Source organism: Streptomyces acidiscabies (assembly GCF_020010905.1).
GTDB lineage: Bacteria > Actinomycetota > Actinomycetes > Streptomycetales > Streptomycetaceae > Streptomyces > Streptomyces acidiscabies.
Window position 1 is genome coordinate 2,672,119 of the sequence record NZ_JAGJBY010000001.1, and the last position, 18,031, is coordinate 2,690,149.

Here is an 18,031-nt window from a genome sequence, read left to right on the forward strand (position 1 = left end):
CTCCGGTGCCTTGCGATCTGGGGGTCCCTCTGCTCGCCAGAGCATGGGGGCATCAGACGACGTGCGCTGATTCGACCGGGGATGTGGCACAGGGCTCTCAGCCCCGGCCGGGCGGGGTGCGGCGGACGCTCAGATCCGAGCCGCCGCCGACCCTTCGCCCCGGGCGTCGGCCGAACTCTTGGGCTGGGCTGCCGTCGGGCTCCCGCCCTGGGCCGCTGTGGAACTCCCGGGCTGGGCCGTTGCCGGGCGGCTCCCGTTCCGGGCCTCGGCCGCCCCCTTGGGTTGAGCTGCGGTCGGGCTCCCGCCCTGGGCCTCCGCAGATCTCTTGGGTTGAGCTGCGGTCGGGCTCCCGCCCTGGACCGCTGCGGAACTCCCGGATTGGGCTGCCGCCGGGCTCCCGTTCCGGGCCTCGGCCGCCCCCTCGGGCTGGGCTGCCGTTGGGCTTCCGCTCTGGGCCGCTGTGGAACTCCCGGGCTGGGCCGTTGCCGGGCGGCTTCCGTTCCGCGCCTCGGCAGATCTATTGGGCTGGGCTGCGGTAGGACTCTCGCCCTGGGCCGCTGCGGGCTGCCGCCGAGCTCCCGCTCCGGGCCTCGGTCGAACTCTTGGGCTGGGCTGCCGCCGGGCTTCCGTTCCGGGCCTCGGCCGCCCCCTCGGGCTGCGCCGCTGCCGGGCTCCCGCCCCGGGACACCGCCTGGCCCTCGCCGCTCCGGGCCAGCTTCGCGCCATCGCCGTCCTGGGCCGCAACCTCCGTCACGGACCCCGTCACCTCACCGGCCCCCGCCCTCCCCGACAGCCTCGCCGCAGCCCCCTTCACCACATCCCACGCCGGCACCCCCGCCGCAACCGTCTGCGGCAGCCGGTACGGCGACGTCCCATACACCGCCCACGCCACGAAGAACCCGAACGCCAGGCACAGGATGCCGCCCACCGCGTCCAGCCAGAAGTGGTTCGCCGTCGAGACGATCACGATCAGGGTCGCCGTCGGGTAGAGGAGCCCCAGGACGCGCACCCACGGCAGCCGGGCCAGGAAGAAGATCGTCAGGCCACACCACAGCGACCACCCGATGTGCATGGACGGCATCGCGGCGTACTGGTTGGACATGTTCTTGAGGTCGCCGGAGGCCATCGACCCCCAGGTCTCGTGCACGACGACCGTGTCGATGAAGTCGCCGCCGTTCATGAGCCGGGGCGGGGCGAGGGGGTAGAAGTAGTACCCCACGAGAGCTACGGCGGTGGTCGCGAAGAGGACCAGCCGCGTGGCCGCGTACCGACCGGGATGGCTGCGGTAGAGCCAGACCAGCACCCCGAGCGTGACGATGAAGTGCAGTGTCGCGTAGTAGTAGTTCATGCCCACGATCAGCCAAGTCACCGAGTTCACGGCGTGGTTGACCGACTCCTCGACGGCGATGCCGAGGTGATGCTCCATCCGCCAGATCCAGTCGGCGTTGCGCAGTGCCTCCGACTTCTGCTCCGGGACCGCGTTGCGGATCAGCGAGTACGTCCAGTAACTCACCGCGATCAACAGGATCTCGAACCACAGACGTGGACGACGAGGGCTGTGCACACGTCGGGACTTGGCCGTGACGGAGACGGGAACGGTCGGCTCCCGGCCTTCCGAAGATGTCACGGTTACGTCACCCATAGATATGAAGTCTGCCAGAAAAGAGCTGTCCCCCCGATCATCCCCTGGGCTGGTCGGACCCGCACGTCCTACCGCGTGCGTACGGGGTCGGGCTCCACCTCAGGGACGAGTCGTACGGTCCCCCGGTACCGATGCGGTAGACCCGCGTACGACGAGTTCCGGCATGAACACGAACTCGCTGTGCGGCGCGGGCGTGCCGCCGATCTCCTCCAGGAGCGTACGCACCGCGGCCTGCCCCATCGCCGGGACCGGCTTGCGGATCGTGGTCAGCGGCGGATCGGTGAACGCGATCAGCACGGAGTCGTCGAACCCGACCACGGAGACGTCCCCGGGGACGGTCAGACCGAGTTGCCGGGCGGCCCGGATCGCGCCGAGCGCCATCATGTCGCTGGCGCAGACCACGGCCGTACACGATCGCTCGATGAGCGAGGTGGCCGCCGCCTGTCCGCCCTCCAGCGTGTACAGGGAGTGCTGGACGAGGTCGGTCTCGACGGTCTGCGCGGGTAGTCCCAAAGTCTCATGCATCGCCCGCACGAACCCCTCGATCTTCCGCTGCACCGGCACGAACCGCTTGGGCCCGAGGGCGAGCCCGATCCGGGTGTGCCCCAGCGAGGTGAGGTGGCTGACCGCGAGGGTCATCGCGGCCCGGTCGTCCGGCGAGATGAACGGCGCCTGCACCTTGGGCGAGAACCCGTCCACGAGCACGAACGGCACGCCCTGTGCCCGGAGTTGCTCGTAGCGCTGCATGTCGGCCGTGGTGTCCGCGTGCAGCCCCGAGACGTAGATGATCCCGGCCACGCCCCGGTCGACGAGCATCTCCGTCAGCTCGTCCTCGGTGGAGCCGCCCGGCGTCTGCGTCGCCAGTACGGGGGTGTACCCCTGGCGGGTGAGGGCCTGCCCGATGACCTGGGCCAGCGCCGGGAAGATCGGGTTCTCCAGCTCGGGAGTGATGAGGCCGACGAGACCGGCGCTGCGCTGCCGCAGCCGTACCGGCCGTTCGTAGCCGAGGACGTCGAGCGCGGCGAGGACGGACTCGCGGGTGGTGGCGGCGACGCCCGGCTTCCCGTTGAGGACCCGGCTGACCGTCGCTTCGCTCACCCCCGCCTGCGCGGCGATGTCGGCCAGCCGTGTGGTCACAGGGGTGGACTGTACCGGGCGGCCCAGAGGACGCCCCCGTCCCGGCTGCTGTGTCATCGCGTCCCCTCGGGAAAGTGTCAGCAAGAGCTTGCAGAGTCTTACATACGCCAGAAGTGCCCAGCCAACCCTGGAAACAACGGTCTCACAGAGACTCTCCCCAGGTCACGCGCGAATAACGGCGACGGTTTCTTGCACTTTTTTGCTGCAAGACCTTTCGTAACGCTTGCAGCCTTGTTACGTTCCCTGACGCCCGGCAGGCACGGGCTTCGACCCAAGGAGAGACTCATGCGGCGTGGCATAGCGGCCACCGCGCTGGTGGCGTCCGTCGCCCTGACGGCGACGGCGTGCGGCGGGGACGACAGCGGCAGCGACAATTCGGGCCCGACCACCATCACCTGGTGGGACACCTCCAACGCCACGAACGAGGCGCCCACGTACCGTGCGCTGATCAAGCAGTTCGAGGCCGCGCACAAGGACGTCAAGGTCAAGTACGTCAACGTCCCCTTCGACCAGGCGCAGAACAAGTTCGACACCGCCGCCGGTGCCTCCGGCGCGCCGGACGTGCTGCGCTCCGAGGTCGGCTGGACCCCCGCGTTCGCCAAGAAGGGTTTCTTCCTGCCGCTGGACGGCACCGAAGCCCTCGCGGACCAGGCGAAGTTCAAGCCCAACCTGCTCGAACAGGCCAAGTACGACGGCAAGACGTACGGCGTCCCGCTGGTCACCGACACCCTCGCGCTCGTCTACAACAAGGCCCTCTTCGCCAAGGCCGGCGTCGCCGCGCCCAAGACCTGGGACGAGCTGAAGACGGCCGCCGCGACCGTCAAGGACAAGACGGGCGTGGACGGTTACTGGGGTTCCACCCAGGCGTACTACGCGCAGAGCTTCCTGTACGGCGAGGGCACCGACACCGTCGACGCCTCCGCCAAGAAGGTCACCGTCGACTCGGCGCCCGCGAAGAAGGCGTACGGCACCTGGCTCTCCCTCTTCGACGGCAAGGGCCTGCACAAGGCCGACACCACCGCCGACGCGTACGCCCATATCCAGGACGCGTTCGTCAACGGCAAGGTCGCCGCGATCATCCAAGGGCCGTGGGAGATCACGAACTTCTACAAGGGCGCCGCGTTCAAGGACAAGGCCAACCTCGGCATCGCCACCGTCCCGGCGGGGTCCACCGGCAAGGCGGGTGCGCCGACCGGCGGCCACAACCTCTCCGTGTACGCGGGCTCGGACAAGTCGCACCAGACGGCCGCGCTGAAGTTCGTCAACTTCATGACGTCCGCCGCGTCGCAGGCCACCATCGCGCTGAAGAACTCGACGCTGCCGACGCGGGACGACGCGTACACCGCCGAGGTCAAGGCCGACCCGGGCATCGCCGGCTACCAGACGGTGCTGGCCGCAGCCCAGCCCCGGCCCGCGCTCCCCGAGTACAGCTCCCTGTGGGGTCCCCTCGACACCGAACTGCCGAAGATCGCGGGCGGCAAGGAGTCCCTCGACTCCGGCCTCGGGGCCGCCGAGACCGCCATCGCCAAGCTGGTCCCCGACTTCAGCAAGTGAGCCCCGCGTGGCCGCCGGATTCCCGCGAGAAGCGGGGGAGGAATCCGGCGGCCACCGGTCTGCCGTAACTCCGGAGAGGGACGGCCCGCCGTACCCCCGTGGTCGTAGTACCCCCCGTTGAACCGTCAGAAGGTGTCGAAATGACAGTCGCCATCGACCGAGCGACCGGCCGTAAACGGCCCGGCGAACCGAAGCCGGGGCTGGGCAGGCGTCTGAAGCGAGGGTACGACCGGTACTGGTACGCGTACGCCATGATCGCCCCCGTCGTGGTCGTCCTCGGCGTCCTCGTCGTCTACCCCCTGGTCTACGGCTTCTACCTCACCCTCACCGACGCCGACAGCCTCAACACCGCGCGCACGATCGGCGCCAACCACATCGACGCCACCTACAAGTTCATCGGCTTCGACAACTACGCCGACATCCTGTGGGGCGACACCGCCTACGACCGCTTCTGGTCCCATTTCATCTGGACGATCGTCTGGACGGCCCTCTGCGTCGCCCTGCACTACACGATCGGCCTCGCCCTCGCCCTGCTCCTCGACCAGAAGCGCCGCGGACGCACCCTCTACCGCCTCCTGCTCGTCCTCCCCTGGGCGGTCCCGACGTTCGTCACCGTCTTCGGCTGGCGCTTCATGCTCGCGGACAGCGGCATCATCAACTCCGCCCTGGACGCACTGCACCTGCCGCAGCCCCAATGGCTGGAGGACACCTTCTGGCAGCGGTTCGCCGCCATCATGGTCAACACCTGGTGCGGCGTCCCCTTCATGATGATCTCGCTCCTCGGCGGCCTCCAGTCCATCGACAGCTCCCTCTACGAGGCCGCCGAGATGGACGGCGCAAGCCCCTGGCAGCGCTTCCGGTACGTCACCCTGCCCGGCCTGCGCTCGGTCTCCTCCACCGTCGTCCTGCTCGGCATCATCTGGACGTTCAACCAGTTCGCCGTCATCTTCCTGCTGTTCGGCAACACCGCGCCCGACGCGCAGATCCTCGTCACCTGGGCCTACTACCTCGGCTTCGGCCAACAGCCGCGCGACTTCGCCCAGTCGGCCGCGTACGGAATCCTGCTGCTCGGCATCCTCGTCGTGTTCACCTCGTTCTACCGGCGCTGGCTGAACCGCAACGACCCGCAAGCCGCGCTCTAGCGAAGGGAGTTACCCCGTGACCACCACTGCAAGCACCCCCGTCCGGCGGCGCGGCCGAAGCGGCCTGCCGGCCTCCCTCGCCTCGCACGGCATCCTGGTCCTGGCGAGCCTGATCGCCCTCTTCCCGGTCGCCTGGCTGGTGTTCCTGTCGCTCGGCCCCGACAAGGACGACTACCTCCACCCCGGCGGCATCTGGTCGAAGATGACCTTCGACAACTACAGCTTCGTCCTCCAACACACCAGTTTCCTCGACTGGTTGAAGAGTTCGCTGATCGTCTCCCTCGGCACGACCTTCCTGGGCGTCTTCGTCGCCGCCACCACCGGGTACGCCGTCTCCCGCATGCGCTTCCCCGGCTACCGCAAGTTCATGTGGCTGCTGCTGCTCACCCAGATGTTCCCGGTCGCCGTCCTCATGGTGCCGATGTACCAGATCCTCGCCGACCTCCAGCTCATCGACAGCTACCTCGGCCTGATCCTCGTCTACTGCACGACCGCCGTCCCGTACTCGGCATGGCTGCTGAAGGGCTACTTCGACACCATCCCCTTCGAGATCGACGAGGCGGGACGCGTCGACGGACTCAGCCCCTTCGGCACCTTCGCCCGGCTGATCCTCCCGCTCGCCCGGCCCGGCCTCGCAGTAGCCGCTTTCTACAGCTTCATCACCGCGTTCGGCGAGGTCGCCTTCGCGACGACGTTCATGCTCGACGACAAGAAGTACACGCTCGCCGTCGGCCTCCAGAGCTTCGTCAGTGAACACGACGCCCAGCGCAACCTGATGGCCGCCACCGCCGTACTCATCGCGATACCGGTTTCCGCGTTTTTCTATCTCGTCCAGAAGAACCTGGTCACCGGCCTCACCGCGGGCGGTACAAAGGGCTGATCCGCAGCGACAAAACCTGCGCTTTTCCCGAAACTCCCGCCCGTGGCCTGCCGGTTGTTGATACCCATGGTCACGAGCGGGGCGGCGGCCGTAGCGGTCCTTCCGACCCCGCTGACCCCTACGGCCGCCCCTTTCTCTGCTTTCTCCGTATTTTCTGTACGACGATCCCTCCGCCCGATCGACCAGCACAAGGACGCCATGAGCCAGCAGCACTCCGCAGCCGACCAGGCCCAGGTCACCGTCACCGTCGAGGCGAGCCGCCCCGACTGGTGGCGGGAGGCCGTGATCTACCAGGTCTATCCGCGCAGCTTCGCCGACGGCAACGGCGACGGCATGGGCGACCTGGCCGGCGTACGCACCCGCCTGCCGTACCTGCGCGAGCTGGGCGTGGACGCCGTGTGGCTCAGCCCCTTCTACGCCTCCCCGCAGGCCGACGCCGGCTACGACGTCGCCGACTACCGCGCCGTCGACCCCATGTTCGGCACGCTCCTCGACGCCGACGCGCTGATCCGCGACGCGCACGGACTCGGCCTCAGGGTCATCGTCGACCTCGTCCCCAACCACTCCTCCGACCAGCACGAGTGGTTCAAGCGCGCCGTCGAGGAGGGCCCGGGCTCGCCGCTGCGGGAGCGCTACCACTTCCGGCCCGGCAAGGGCGCGGACGGTGAACTCCCGCCCAACGACTGGGAGTCCATCTTCGGCGGGCCCGCCTGGACCCGGCTCCCGGACGGCGAGTGGTACCTCCACCTCTTCGCGCCCGAGCAGCCCGACTTCAACTGGGAACACCCCGCCGTCGGCGACGAGTTCCGCTCCATCCTGCGCTTCTGGCTCGACATGGGCGTCGACGGCTTCCGCATTGACGTCGCCCACGGCATGGTCAAGGCCGCCGGACTCCCCGACATCGGCGGCAGCGATCAGGTCAAGCTGCTGGGCAACGATGTCATGCCGTTCTTCGACCAGGACGGCGTCCACGACATCTACCGGGCCTGGCGCAAGGTCCTCGACGAATACTCCGGGGAACGCATCTTCGTCGCCGAGGCATGGACCCCGACCGTCGAGCGCACGGCCAACTACGTCCGCCCCGACGAACTCCACCAGGCCTTCAACTTCCAGTACCTGGCCACCGATTGGGACGCCGCGAAGCTCCGCGAGGTCATCGACCTCACGCTGGAGTCGATGCGTCCCGTCGGCGCCCCGGCGACGTGGGTCCTCTCCAACCACGACGTCACCCGCCACGCCACCCGCTTCGCCAACGAGCCCGGCCTCGGCACCCAGATCCGCCTCGCCGGGGACCGTGAACTCGGCCTGCGCCGCGCCCGCGCGGCCACGCTCCTCATGCTGGCCCTGCCCGGCTCCGCCTACATCTACCAGGGCGAGGAGCTGGGCCTGCCCGACGTCGTCGACCTGCCCGACGAGGTGCGTCAGGACCCCGCCTACTTCCGGGGCGCCGGCCAGGACGGCTTCCGCGACGGCTGCCGGGTGCCGATCCCGTGGGACCGGGAGGGCGAGTCGTACGGCTTCGGCGCGGGCGGCAGCTGGCTTCCGCAGCCCGCGAGTTGGGGCGAGCTGAGCGTCGAGGCGCAGACCGGGGTGGCCGGGTCGACACTGGAGCTGTACCGGTCCGCGCTGGCCGTCCGGCGCGAGCACGCCGGCCTCGGGGCGGGCGAGTCCGTCGAGTGGCTGCCGTCGCCGGAAGGTGTACTCGCCTTCAGGCGGGGGGAGTTCGTGGCGTTCGCCAACACCACGGGGGACGCGGTGAGCGTTCCCGAGTACGGGCGGGTACTGCTCGCCAGCGGGGAGTTCGACGGGGTGACCGTTCCGGCGGACACGACCGTGTGGTTCACGGCGAGCTGACGGGCGCGACGAAGGACCGGCCCCCTTCCGAGGGCCGGTCCCGTGTTGTGCAACCGATTACCGGCCGTTACTTCCAGGTGTCGCTGGTCGTGTAGCCGCTCGAACTCCCGGTCGTGTACGACCTGTTGGTGCCCGACTCCCACGTCACCGTCCCCGAGGCGTCCTTCTTCAGGTACTTGTACTCGAAGGCGGTGCTCTTCGGGACGATCACCCTCTTCGACCAGGTCGGGTAGGCGGCCGAGGAGAGCGGGATCGCGTCCGCCGTGTTCCAACTCCCCAGCGAGGCAAGGGAACCGACCACGTACACGTTCGTCCCGGACGTCGTCGTCGCCGTCTCGTTGAACGTCACGTCCGTCGCGTTCGCGTCCGCCACGTTCCACGAGTTGTTCAGGGTGAGCGCCGAAGTCCCGGCCGCGCCCGCCCTGTTGGCGTTGGACTCCCAGGTGACCGCGCCGGAGGCGTCCTTCTTGAGGTACTTGTACTCGAAGGACGTGCTCGCCGGGACGGACACCGTGCCCGACCAGACCGGGTAACCGCTGGACGAGAGGGCGACGGCCTTGGACGTGTCCCAACTCCCCAGCGCCGCAAGGGAACCGACGACGTACACGTTGGTCCCGGAGGACGTGGGCGCGTACTCGTTGAAGGTCGCGTTCACGGTCGTCGAGCCGCCGCCACCGCCACCGCCGCCTCCGCCGGTGCAGGAGCTGATCGGGCACGTGTACGACGCGTTGTAGAACGCGACCGCGTTCTTCGCCGGGATCGTGAGGCTCGCGTTGCCGCCCGAGACGGTGACCGTGCTGGTCCCGCCGTCGATGACGTTCTTGTACGTCCCGTCGGCCATCCCCGTCGCGAACGTGTAAGTCGCCGCCGAGGAACCGTTGTTGAGCGCGAAGAACCCGGCGCCGCTGCGGCCGAAGCCGATCACGGACGACGACTTGGTCTGCCAGTCGGAGACCGCGGCCGAGTCGGCGGCGTTGTGCCAGGACACCATGCCGATGACGGCGGTGTCGCGGTTGAGGCAGTACCAGCCGTTGGCGCAGTCCGTGTTGGTCACGAACCCGCCCGAGTTCGGCGGCGCCTGGTCGCTCTGCGTGAACTGCCAGCCCGCGTACACCGTCGGCGTCGACCACTTGTAGGCGAGCTGGAAGAGGTTCGCGAGCCGGTAGGCGTCGCCGTCCTTGTACGACAGGTGCAGGCCGTTGCGCTCGGTGTCGTGGTTCGTCACGAACGACACGGAGTTGTCGGCGGGCAGGATGCCGGACGAGGACAGCGACGCCAGGTCGCTGACGTTGCCCTGGAACGCCGACTTCAGCTTGCTCGCGTACGTGAAGTCGAGGACGTCGCCGGAGGCGTAGTAGTCGGCCGGCTGCGGAGTCGAACCCGGGTACACCTCCTGGAAGACGTACGGATCGGCGCCCGCCTTCGTGTCGGTCAGCTTCGACTCGATCGCCGCGAGGTCGGCCTCGGGGATATGCTTCGCCGCGTCCACCCGGAACCCGTCGACGCCGAGGGCGAGTTGGGAGTTCAGGAAGTTCGCGATGCCGGTGCGGACGTGGTCCGTGCCGGTCTTCAGGTCGGGCAGACCCAGGAGTTCGCAGTTCTGCACCTGGGTGAGGTTGCCGTAGTCCTGGATGGCGAGGTCGGAGGTAGGACAGCTCGACGAGTCGTGGTAGTCGGCGCGGTCCCACTCAGGGGTGTCGTACTTGTTGGTGAGGGTCGTCCCGTTGTACCCCGTACCGGTCTGCGCGGCTGTGTGGTTGATGACGGCGTCGGTGTACACCTTTACACCTGCGGTATGACAGGCATTGATCATCGCCTGGAACTTCGCGGCCGTACCGAACCGGCTGTTGAGGTTGTACGAGTACGGCTGGTAGACGTCCCACCAGTAGAGCGACGCCTGCTTGAGCGACTCGGAAGGCGGCGCCACCTGCACGGCGCCGTACCCGCCGGGCCCGAGCACATTGGTGCACTCGGAGGCGACGGAGTCCCAGTTCCACTCCCACAGGTTGGCGATGACATCGCCTTTCCTGGTGGTGTCGGCGTGGGCGGAGGAGACGGGAAGAGCGACGACACCGGCAAGAGCGAGAGCACTCGCGACGGTGAGGCGCAGGGCGCGGGGGAGGACACCCGGGGGGTGGTGTCGGATCATGTTGCGGCTCCGGAACATGAGGGATCACAGTTCAACAATTCGTGAGCGTGGGGCAGTTGTGGCGGGCACGTCAAGGCGCTGGATGCAAATTCTTTCTGTCTGTTGCAAGCATCTTGCTGTAAACCTTGCGTGAGCGATACGGTCACGCGGGGTCGGACCCGCCGTAACCGCAAGGCAATCGCTAGGAGTTCCCGCCCGTGACACCGAGATGGCCCCGGCGGATCGCCGCCGTCGCAGTCGCCGCACTCGCCGCCGCGCTCACCCCACCTGTCGCCGCGCACGCCACCGCCCCGCCCCCGCCGCCCTCGGACGCGAAGCTCGCCGCCGAGCCCGCCCGGCACGACGCGACGCGGGAGCAGTTCTACTTCGTCCTCCCGGACCGGTTCGCCAACGGTGACACCGCCAACGACCGTGGCGGGCTCACCGGTTCACGGCTCAGCACCGGGTACGACCCCACCGACAAGGGCTTCTACCAGGGCGGCGATCTCAAGGGCCTCACTCAACGCCTCGACTACATCAAGGGGTTGGGGACCACGGCGATCTGGCTGGCACCGATCTTCAAGAACCAGCCCGTGCAGGGGATCGGTGCCAACGCCTCGGCGGGCTACCACGGTTACTGGATCACCGACTTCACCCAGGTCGACCCGCACTTCGGCACCAACCAGGACCTCGAAACCCTCATCTCCAAGGCGCACGCCAAGGGCATGAAGGTCTTCTTCGACGTCATCACCAACCACACCGCCGACGTCGTCGACTACGACCCCCAGTCCTACAACTACCTCTCCAAGGGCGCCTTTCCGTACCTGACGAAGGACGGCCGCCCCTTCGACGACGCCCAATACGCCGACGGCAAGCGGAAGTTCCCGGCGGTCGATGCGGACTCGTTCCCGCGAACCCCGAAGGCCGCTCCGAAGACCGCGAGCACCACCAAGGTCCCGTCCTGGCTCAACGACCCGACGATGTACCACAATCGCGGCGACTCCACCTACGCCGGAGAGTCCACCACCTACGGCGACTTCTCCGGCCTCGACGACCTGTGGACCGAGCGCCCCGAGGTCGTCACCGGCATGGAGAAGATCTATGAACGCTGGGTCAGGGACTTCGGCATCGACGGCTTCCGGATCGACACCGTGAAGCACGTGAACATGGAGTTCTGGACGCAGTGGGCGACGGCCCTCGACGCCTACGCGGCCGAGCACGGCCGGGACGACTTCTTCATGTTCGGCGAGGTCTACTCCGCCGACACGGACATCACGTCCCCGTACGTCACTCAGGGCCGCCTGGACGCGACACTCGACTTCCCCTTCCAGGACGCGGCCCGCCGGTACGCCTCCCAGGGCGGCAGCGCGCAAGCCCTTGCGCAAGTTTTCGGCGCCGACTACAAGTACACGACCGACAAGGCGAACGCCTACGAACAGGTCACCTTCCTCGGCAACCACGACATGGGCCGCATCGGCACCTTCATCGAGCAGGACAACCCGAAGGCCACCGACGCCGAACTCCTCGCCAAGGACGAGTTCGCCAACGAGCTGATGTTCCTCAGCCGGGGCAACCCGGTCGTCTACTACGGCGACGAGCAGGGCTTCACCGGTGCGGGTGGCGACAAGGACGCCCGCCAGTCGATGTTCGCCTCCCGCACCCCCGACTACCTCGACGACGACCAGATCGGCACGACCCGCACCCACGCGAGCGACGCCTACGACCCGACGGCTCCCCTCTACCGCCAGATCGCGGGCCTCTCCCGCCTCCGCAAAGCCAACCCGGCCCTCACGGACGGCGTACAGACAGAGCGGTACGCGGCGCAGGGCAGCGGCGTCTACGCGTTCACCCGCAGCGACAAGCACACCGAGTACGTCGTCGCCCTCAACAACGCGACCGAACCGAAGACGGCGACCTTCGCGACCTCGTCCTCAGGTATGGGCTACCGGGGCATCTACGGGACTACGGCCACGGTCCGCTCCGACACCGCCGCCCGCGTCACCCTCACGGTCCCGCCGGGTAAAGCGGTAGTACTCAAGGGTGACCTCGCCCAGCCGACGACGCCCCCGAAGATCACCCTCACCGCACCGCCCACCGGAGCCACCGGCACCGTCGACCTCACCGCCGACGTCACCGGCGGCCGGCTCAACCGCGTGATCTTCGCCGCCCAGACCGGCAACGCCCCCTGGCAGACCCTGGGTTCGGCCGACCACGCCCCCTACAAGGTCACCCAGACGATCACAGCGAAGCCCGGAACTCCCGTCCGTTACAAGGCGGTTGCCGTCGACTCGGCAGGCCGCAGAGCCTCCGCGACCGCGTCCACGACCACCGGCACCCCGCCCGTCGAACAGCCCCCCACCGCGACCTCCCGCGACTACGCGATCGTCCACTACAACCGCCCCGACGGCGACTATGCCAACTGGGGCCTGTACGCCTGGGGCGACCTGGCCGACGGCGAGTCCACGACCTGGCCCGCGAGCCACCCCTTCACCGGCCGCGACGCCTACGGAGCCTTCGCCTACGTCAAGTTGAAGCCCGGCGCCTCCACCGTCTCCTTCCTGGTCATCGACAAGGACGGCACCAAGGACGTCGCCACCGACCGCACGATCGACGTCACGAAGACCGGCGAGGTCTGGATCGACCAGGGCAAGCCCGACGTCCGCACGGACCGCCCCGACTACCCCGCCCAGGACAAGACGAAGGCGATCCTGCACTACCACCGCACCGACGGTGCCTACGACGGCTGGGGCCTGCACGTCTGGACGGGCGCGGCGACCCCCACCGACTGGTCGGCCCCGCTGAAGCCGAAGAGCATCGACGCGTACGGCGCCGTATACGAGGTACCCCTCAACCCCGGTGCCACCAGCCTGAGTTACATCCTCCACAAGGGCGACGACAAAGACCTCCCCACGGACCAGTCCCTCGACCTCACCGCCAACGGACACGAGGTGTGGCTCTTGAACGGCCAGGAGAAGTACCTCCTCCCACAGCCCGCCGGAAGCGCCGCCGCCCTCGACCTGACCACTTCCAAGGCGATCTGGATCGACCGGAACACCCTCGCCTGGAACGGCAGCGAGGCCGCCGCCTCCACCCAGCTCCTGTACTCCCACGACGGCTCGATCAAGGTCACCAACGCCACCCTGACCAGCGACGACGAACGCTGGCTCCGCCTCACCAAGACCACCCTCACCGACGCCCAGAAGGCCAAGTACCCCCACCTCAAGGACTACACGGCCTGGACGATCGACCCCCGCGACCGTGCCCGAGTCCGCGACGCCCTGCGCGGCCAACTGGTCGCCTCCCAGCGCGCGGCGAACGGAGCCGTGCTCACCGCGACCGGCGTCCAGATCGCCGGAGCCCTCGACGACCTCTACGACGCCACCAAGACCAAGCTCGGCCCGACCTTCACCAACAACCGCCCCACCCTCGCCGTCTGGGCCCCCACCGCCCAGTCCGTCGCCCTGGACCTCGACGGCAGGACGGTCCCCATGCGGCGGAACGACACCACCGGCGTCTGGTTGGTCACCGGCACGAAGAGCTGGAAGAACAAGCCCTACCGCTACCTCGTCAAGGTCTGGGCCCCCACCGTCCGCGAGATCGTCACCAACCGTGTCACCGACCCCTACTCGGTAGCCCTCACCGCCAACTCCGAGCGCAGCCTGATCGTCGACCTCGACGACAAGTCCCTCGCTCCCAGCGGCTGGACGACCTACACCAAGCCCAAGGCCGCCCCCATCAACGACGCCGAGATCCAGGAACTCCACATCCGGGACTTCTCGATCGCCGACCGCACCTCTCAACACCCCGGCCAGTACCTGGCGTTCACCGACAGGAACAGCGACGGCGCCAAGCACCTGCGGGAGTTGGCGAAGTCCGGCGCCAACTACGTCCACCTGCTCCCCGCGTTCGACATCGCCACCATCCCCGAGAAGCGCGCCGACCAGGCCACGACGGACTGCGACCTCGCCGCCCTGCCCGCCGACTCGGAGAAGCAGCAGGAGTGCGTGGCGAAGATCGCCGCGAAGGACGGCTACAACTGGGGCTACGACCCGTACCACTACACGGTCCCCGAGGGCTCGTACGCCTCCGACCCGGACGGCGTAACCCGTACGACGGAGTTCCGCCGGATGGTGAAGGCGCTCAACGACGACGGGCTACGGGTCGTGATGGACGTGGTCTACAACCACACGGCGGCAGCCGGTCAGGCCGACACCAGCGTGCTCGACAAGGTCGTACCCGGGTACTACCAGAGGCTGATGGCCGACGGCAGCGTCGCCAACAGCACCTGCTGCGCCAACACCGCGACCGAGAACGCGATGATGGGGAAACTAGTCGTCGACTCGGTCGTCACCTGGGCCAAGGAGTACAAGGTCGACGGCTTCCGCTTCGACCTGATGGGCCACCACCCCAAGGCCAACATCCTCGCCGTACGCAAGGCTCTCGACGCCCTCACTCTTCAGAGGGACGGGGTGGACGGCAAGAAGATCATCCTCTACGGCGAGGGCTGGAACTTCGGCGAGGTCGCCGACGACGCCCGTTTCGTCCAGGCCACGCAGAAGAACATGGCGGGAACCGGCATCGCCACCTTCTCCGACCGCGCCAGGGATGCCGTACGCGGCGGCGGCCCCTTCGACACCGACCCCGGTGTCCAGGGCTTCGCCTCCGGCCTCTACACCGACCCCAACTCCTCGCCCGCCAACGGGACCACGGCCGAACAGAAGGCCCGCCTCCTGCACTACCAGGACCTCATCAAGGTCGGCCTGACCGGCAACCTCGCCGGTTACCGCTTCACCGACACGAACGGCCACGACGTCACCGGCGCCCAGGTCGACTACAACGGCCAGCCCGCCGGATACGCGGCGAACCCCGGTGACGTCCTCGCCTACGCCGACGCCCACGACAACGAGTCCCTGTTCGACGCCCTCGCCTTCAAACTCCCCGCCCGCACGAGCGCCGACGACCGCGCCCGCATGCAGGTCCTCGCGATGGCGACGGCCCTCCTCTCCCAGGGCCCCGCCCTCTCCCAGGCCGGCAGCGACCTCCTGCGCTCCAAGTCCCTGGACCGCAACTCCTACGACAGCGGCGACTGGTTCAACGCGATCCACTGGAACTGCGCCGACGGCAACGGCTTCGGCCGGGGCCTGCCACCCGCCGCCGACAACACCGACAAGTGGCCCTACGCCAGGCCCCTGTTGAACAGCATCAAGGTCAACTGCCCCCAGATCCAGGCAGCTTCGGCCGCGTACCGCGATCTGCTGAGCATCCGTACGACCGACAAGGCGTTCTCGCTCCGTACGACGGCGCAGGTTCAGTCCGCCCTGTCGTTCCCCCTGTCGGGCACCGCCGAGACCCCCGGCGTGATCACCATGCGCCTCGGTGACCTGGTCGTCGTCCTCAACGCGACACCCACCGCCCAGGACCAGACGGTGACCCAACTCGCGGGTACCGATTATCAGTTGCACCCTGTGCAACGCGCGGGGGCGGACTCTACCGTGAAGGGGGCGCACTACGAGCGGAATTCGGGCACGTTCGCCGTTCCGGGGCGCACGGTGGCGGTTTTCTCCCGAACGGCTTGATCTGACAGTACGTTGTTGACTACCAGCGATGGGTAACAGCGGCTCGCCTCATGTCTGCACGAGGAGAGGAGACGGCCGTCGACACTCAGCAGATCACCGAGAACGACGCCGGCGCGACCGTGCTGGTCGTCGACGACGTGGCGGCCAGCCGCTACGCGATGGGCGCCGTGCTGCGCCGCGCCGGCCATCGGGTCGTGGACGCGGCAAGCGGTTACGACGCGTTGCGCGAGGTCTCCGTACGGCTGCGCGCCGGGACGCCGTTCGACGTCGCGCTCGTGGACGTCGGACTGCCGGACATGAGCGGCTTCGAGCTGTGCCGGCGGCTCAAGGCCACCCCCGGGACCGAGCGGCTGCCGATCGTGCACTTCTCGGCGGCGGCCGTCGCGCCGAGCGACCGGTGCCGGGGGCTCGACGTCGGCGGGGAGGCGTATCTCACCGTCCCCGCCGACCCGTTGGAGATCCAGGCCGTCGTCCGGGCCGCCCTGCGCGGCGCGCGCACACGCGGCGTGGCCGAGGAGGCCGCCCGGCGGCTCGCGATCCTCGCGGAATCCATCGTCACCGTCCAAGGCGCCCGCGACGCACAGGAGTTGGCGGACGCGGCGGCCGAGGGCGCGGCCCGGCTGTCCGGCACCCCGGCCGTCGTCTTCGTCATCGGCGCGCGCGGCGAGGTGTACCGGGGGCTGCCGCGCGGCCGGTCCCGCGTCGTGCCGCCCGACGCGAGCGCCGACGAAACGGTTGTCCGGCTCGTCACCCGGCTCGCCGAGGGACGCGGCGGCACCCGGACCGTGGTCGTGCCCGGCGCGCTGTGGCCGCCCGGCTACTTCCGGCGGGGGGCGCGCGACGACGCCCGGCTGATCCTCGCGCCCGCGCCCGCGGGCCGTACGCCGGTGTGCGTGGCGACCCCCGCGCCCCCGGCGCACGCCCCCGACGGCGGGGACGACGGACTGCTCGCCCGGCTCGCCCAGGCCACCGCGCTGGCCGCCGAACCGTTGCTGATGTACCAGGTCGAGCGGCATGTCGCGCTCACCCTCCAGCACAGCTTCCTGCCCCGCCCCGCCTCCCTGCCGAAGCTCCCCGGCGTCGACGTCGAGGTCCGGTACGTCCCCGCCTCGCTGGAGGCCGAGATCGGCGGCGACTTCTACGCCGCGCTGCCCACCGACTCCGGCGTCCTCACCGCCGTCGGCGACGTCGTCGGCCACTCCCTGCACGCGGCGACGGTGATGGTCGAGATACGGCATGCCCTGCGCGCGTACTGCGTCGAGGACGACGACCCCGGAACCCTCGCCGCCCGCCTCGACCGCATGCTCCAGCGCTACCACCCCGACTTCACGGCGACCGTCTGCCTGGCCCTGATCGACCCCGACACCGGCAAGGTCCGCATCGCGAACGCCGGACACCTCCCGCCGCTGGTGGTCACCGGCGACTCCGCCGAGTACGTCGACGCGGCGGGCCCCCTGCTCGGCCTCGGCCTCCCGAGACCTGACCCGACCGAGTTCCAACTCCGGCGCGGACAACGCCTGTTGATGGTCACCGACGGACTCATCGAGACCCGCGGCACCGACCTCGCGACGTCCCTCGCCCGCCTGCGTACGGCCGCCGCCGGCGCCCCCGACGGCCTCGGCACCCTCTGCGACCTGCTCCTCGGCTGCTTCGCCGACGGCCGCGAGGACGACATCGCGATGCTGGCCCTGCGCCTGAGGTGAGCGCCTCGCGGCCGGTTAAGGTGACCGGAGCCCGAGTCGCCCACCGAGGAGTCCCGCATGCCCCAGATCACCGTCGACCACTCCGCCGAGCTCACCCAGGCTTTCGACCACGCCGCCTTCGCCCGCGCCCTGCACGCCGCGGTCGTCGAGATTGCCGCTGCCAAGCCCGAGGCGTGCAAGACCCAGTTCCGCGCCGCCGGGCACACGGCGTTCGGCTACGAGGAGGAGGGCCACGCCGTCGTGCACGTCACCCTCGGCCTCCTGGCCGGCCGCACCACCGAGGTCAAGGCCGAACTGACCGCCGCAGTCCTGGAGTTGCTCAAGGAGCACCTCCCCACCGAGGGCTGGCACACGGTGCACGCCTCCGCCGAGGTCCGCGAACTGGACCCCTCGTACACGAAGGCCCAGTGGTAGG

The 18,031-nt window shown here is 69.0% G+C and carries 9 protein-coding genes and 1 pseudogene; 7 read left to right on the forward strand and 3 right to left on the reverse strand.

Translation table 11 applies throughout. The features are described 5' to 3' along the window. Positions 1 to 840: 840 nt before the first annotated feature. A pseudogene (locus J8M50_RS12540) lies at positions 841 to 1,642 on the reverse strand (phosphatase PAP2 family protein); the annotation flags it as partial. Positions 1,643 to 1,741: 99 nt separating this feature from the next. Beyond that, positions 1,742 to 2,779 (reverse strand): LacI family DNA-binding transcriptional regulator, encoded by a 1,038-nt coding sequence (locus J8M50_RS12545; RefSeq protein WP_010351982.1) that lies wholly within the window; start codon positions 2,777 to 2,779, stop codon positions 1,742 to 1,744. A 285-nt stretch (positions 2,780 to 3,064) separates the two neighbouring features. Between J8M50_RS12545 and J8M50_RS12550 the strand changes: the two genes are divergently transcribed. The 4 genes from J8M50_RS12550 to J8M50_RS12565 all read left to right on the forward strand — a co-directional run bounded on the left by J8M50_RS12550 (position 3,065) and on the right by J8M50_RS12565 (position 8,209). Further along, on the forward strand, positions 3,065 to 4,333 hold the full coding sequence (locus J8M50_RS12550; protein ID WP_010351983.1) for an extracellular solute-binding protein: 1,269 nt from the start codon (positions 3,065 to 3,067) through the stop codon (positions 4,331 to 4,333). A gap of 140 nt (positions 4,334 to 4,473) precedes the next feature. Then, positions 4,474 to 5,475 (forward strand): carbohydrate ABC transporter permease, encoded by a 1,002-nt coding sequence (locus tag J8M50_RS12555; protein ID WP_010351984.1) that lies wholly within the window; start codon positions 4,474 to 4,476, stop codon positions 5,473 to 5,475. Positions 5,476 to 5,491: 16 nt separating this feature from the next. Then, positions 5,492 to 6,355, forward strand: coding sequence for a sugar ABC transporter permease (locus J8M50_RS12560; protein ID WP_010351985.1), 864 nt, complete (start codon positions 5,492 to 5,494; stop codon positions 6,353 to 6,355). Positions 6,356 to 6,553: 198 nt separating this feature from the next. Beyond that, on the forward strand, positions 6,554 to 8,209 hold the full coding sequence (locus tag J8M50_RS12565) for a glycoside hydrolase family 13 protein (protein ID WP_010351986.1): 1,656 nt from the start codon (positions 6,554 to 6,556) through the stop codon (positions 8,207 to 8,209). Positions 8,210 to 8,276: 67 nt separating this feature from the next. Here J8M50_RS12565 and J8M50_RS12570 read toward each other — a convergent pair whose 3' ends face one another. Further along, on the reverse strand, positions 8,277 to 10,358 hold the full coding sequence (locus tag J8M50_RS12570; protein WP_040835790.1) for a carbohydrate-binding module family 20 domain-containing protein: 2,082 nt from the start codon (positions 10,356 to 10,358) through the stop codon (positions 8,277 to 8,279). Positions 10,359 to 10,555: 197 nt separating this feature from the next. Here J8M50_RS12570 and pulA point away from each other — a divergent pair, with 197 nt between their 5' ends. From pulA to J8M50_RS12585, 3 genes are read left to right on the forward strand one after another with little or no spacing between them, the layout of a single operon-like run. Next, positions 10,556 to 15,913 carry a pullulanase-type alpha-1,6-glucosidase gene (gene pulA / locus J8M50_RS12575; protein ID WP_010351988.1) on the forward strand — a complete coding sequence of 1,786 codons (5,358 nt, stop codon included), beginning with the start codon at positions 10,556 to 10,558 and terminating at the stop codon, positions 15,911 to 15,913. A gap of 50 nt (positions 15,914 to 15,963) precedes the next feature. After that, positions 15,964 to 17,616, forward strand: coding sequence for a SpoIIE family protein phosphatase (locus J8M50_RS12580; RefSeq protein WP_010351989.1), 1,653 nt, complete (start codon positions 15,964 to 15,966; stop codon positions 17,614 to 17,616). 57 nt (positions 17,617 to 17,673) lie between these two features. Further along, complete coding sequence (locus J8M50_RS12585; RefSeq protein WP_010351990.1) at positions 17,674 to 18,030, forward strand: 5-carboxymethyl-2-hydroxymuconate Delta-isomerase; 357 nt, start codon at positions 17,674 to 17,676, stop codon at positions 18,028 to 18,030. Position 18,031: the final 1 nt, after the last annotated feature.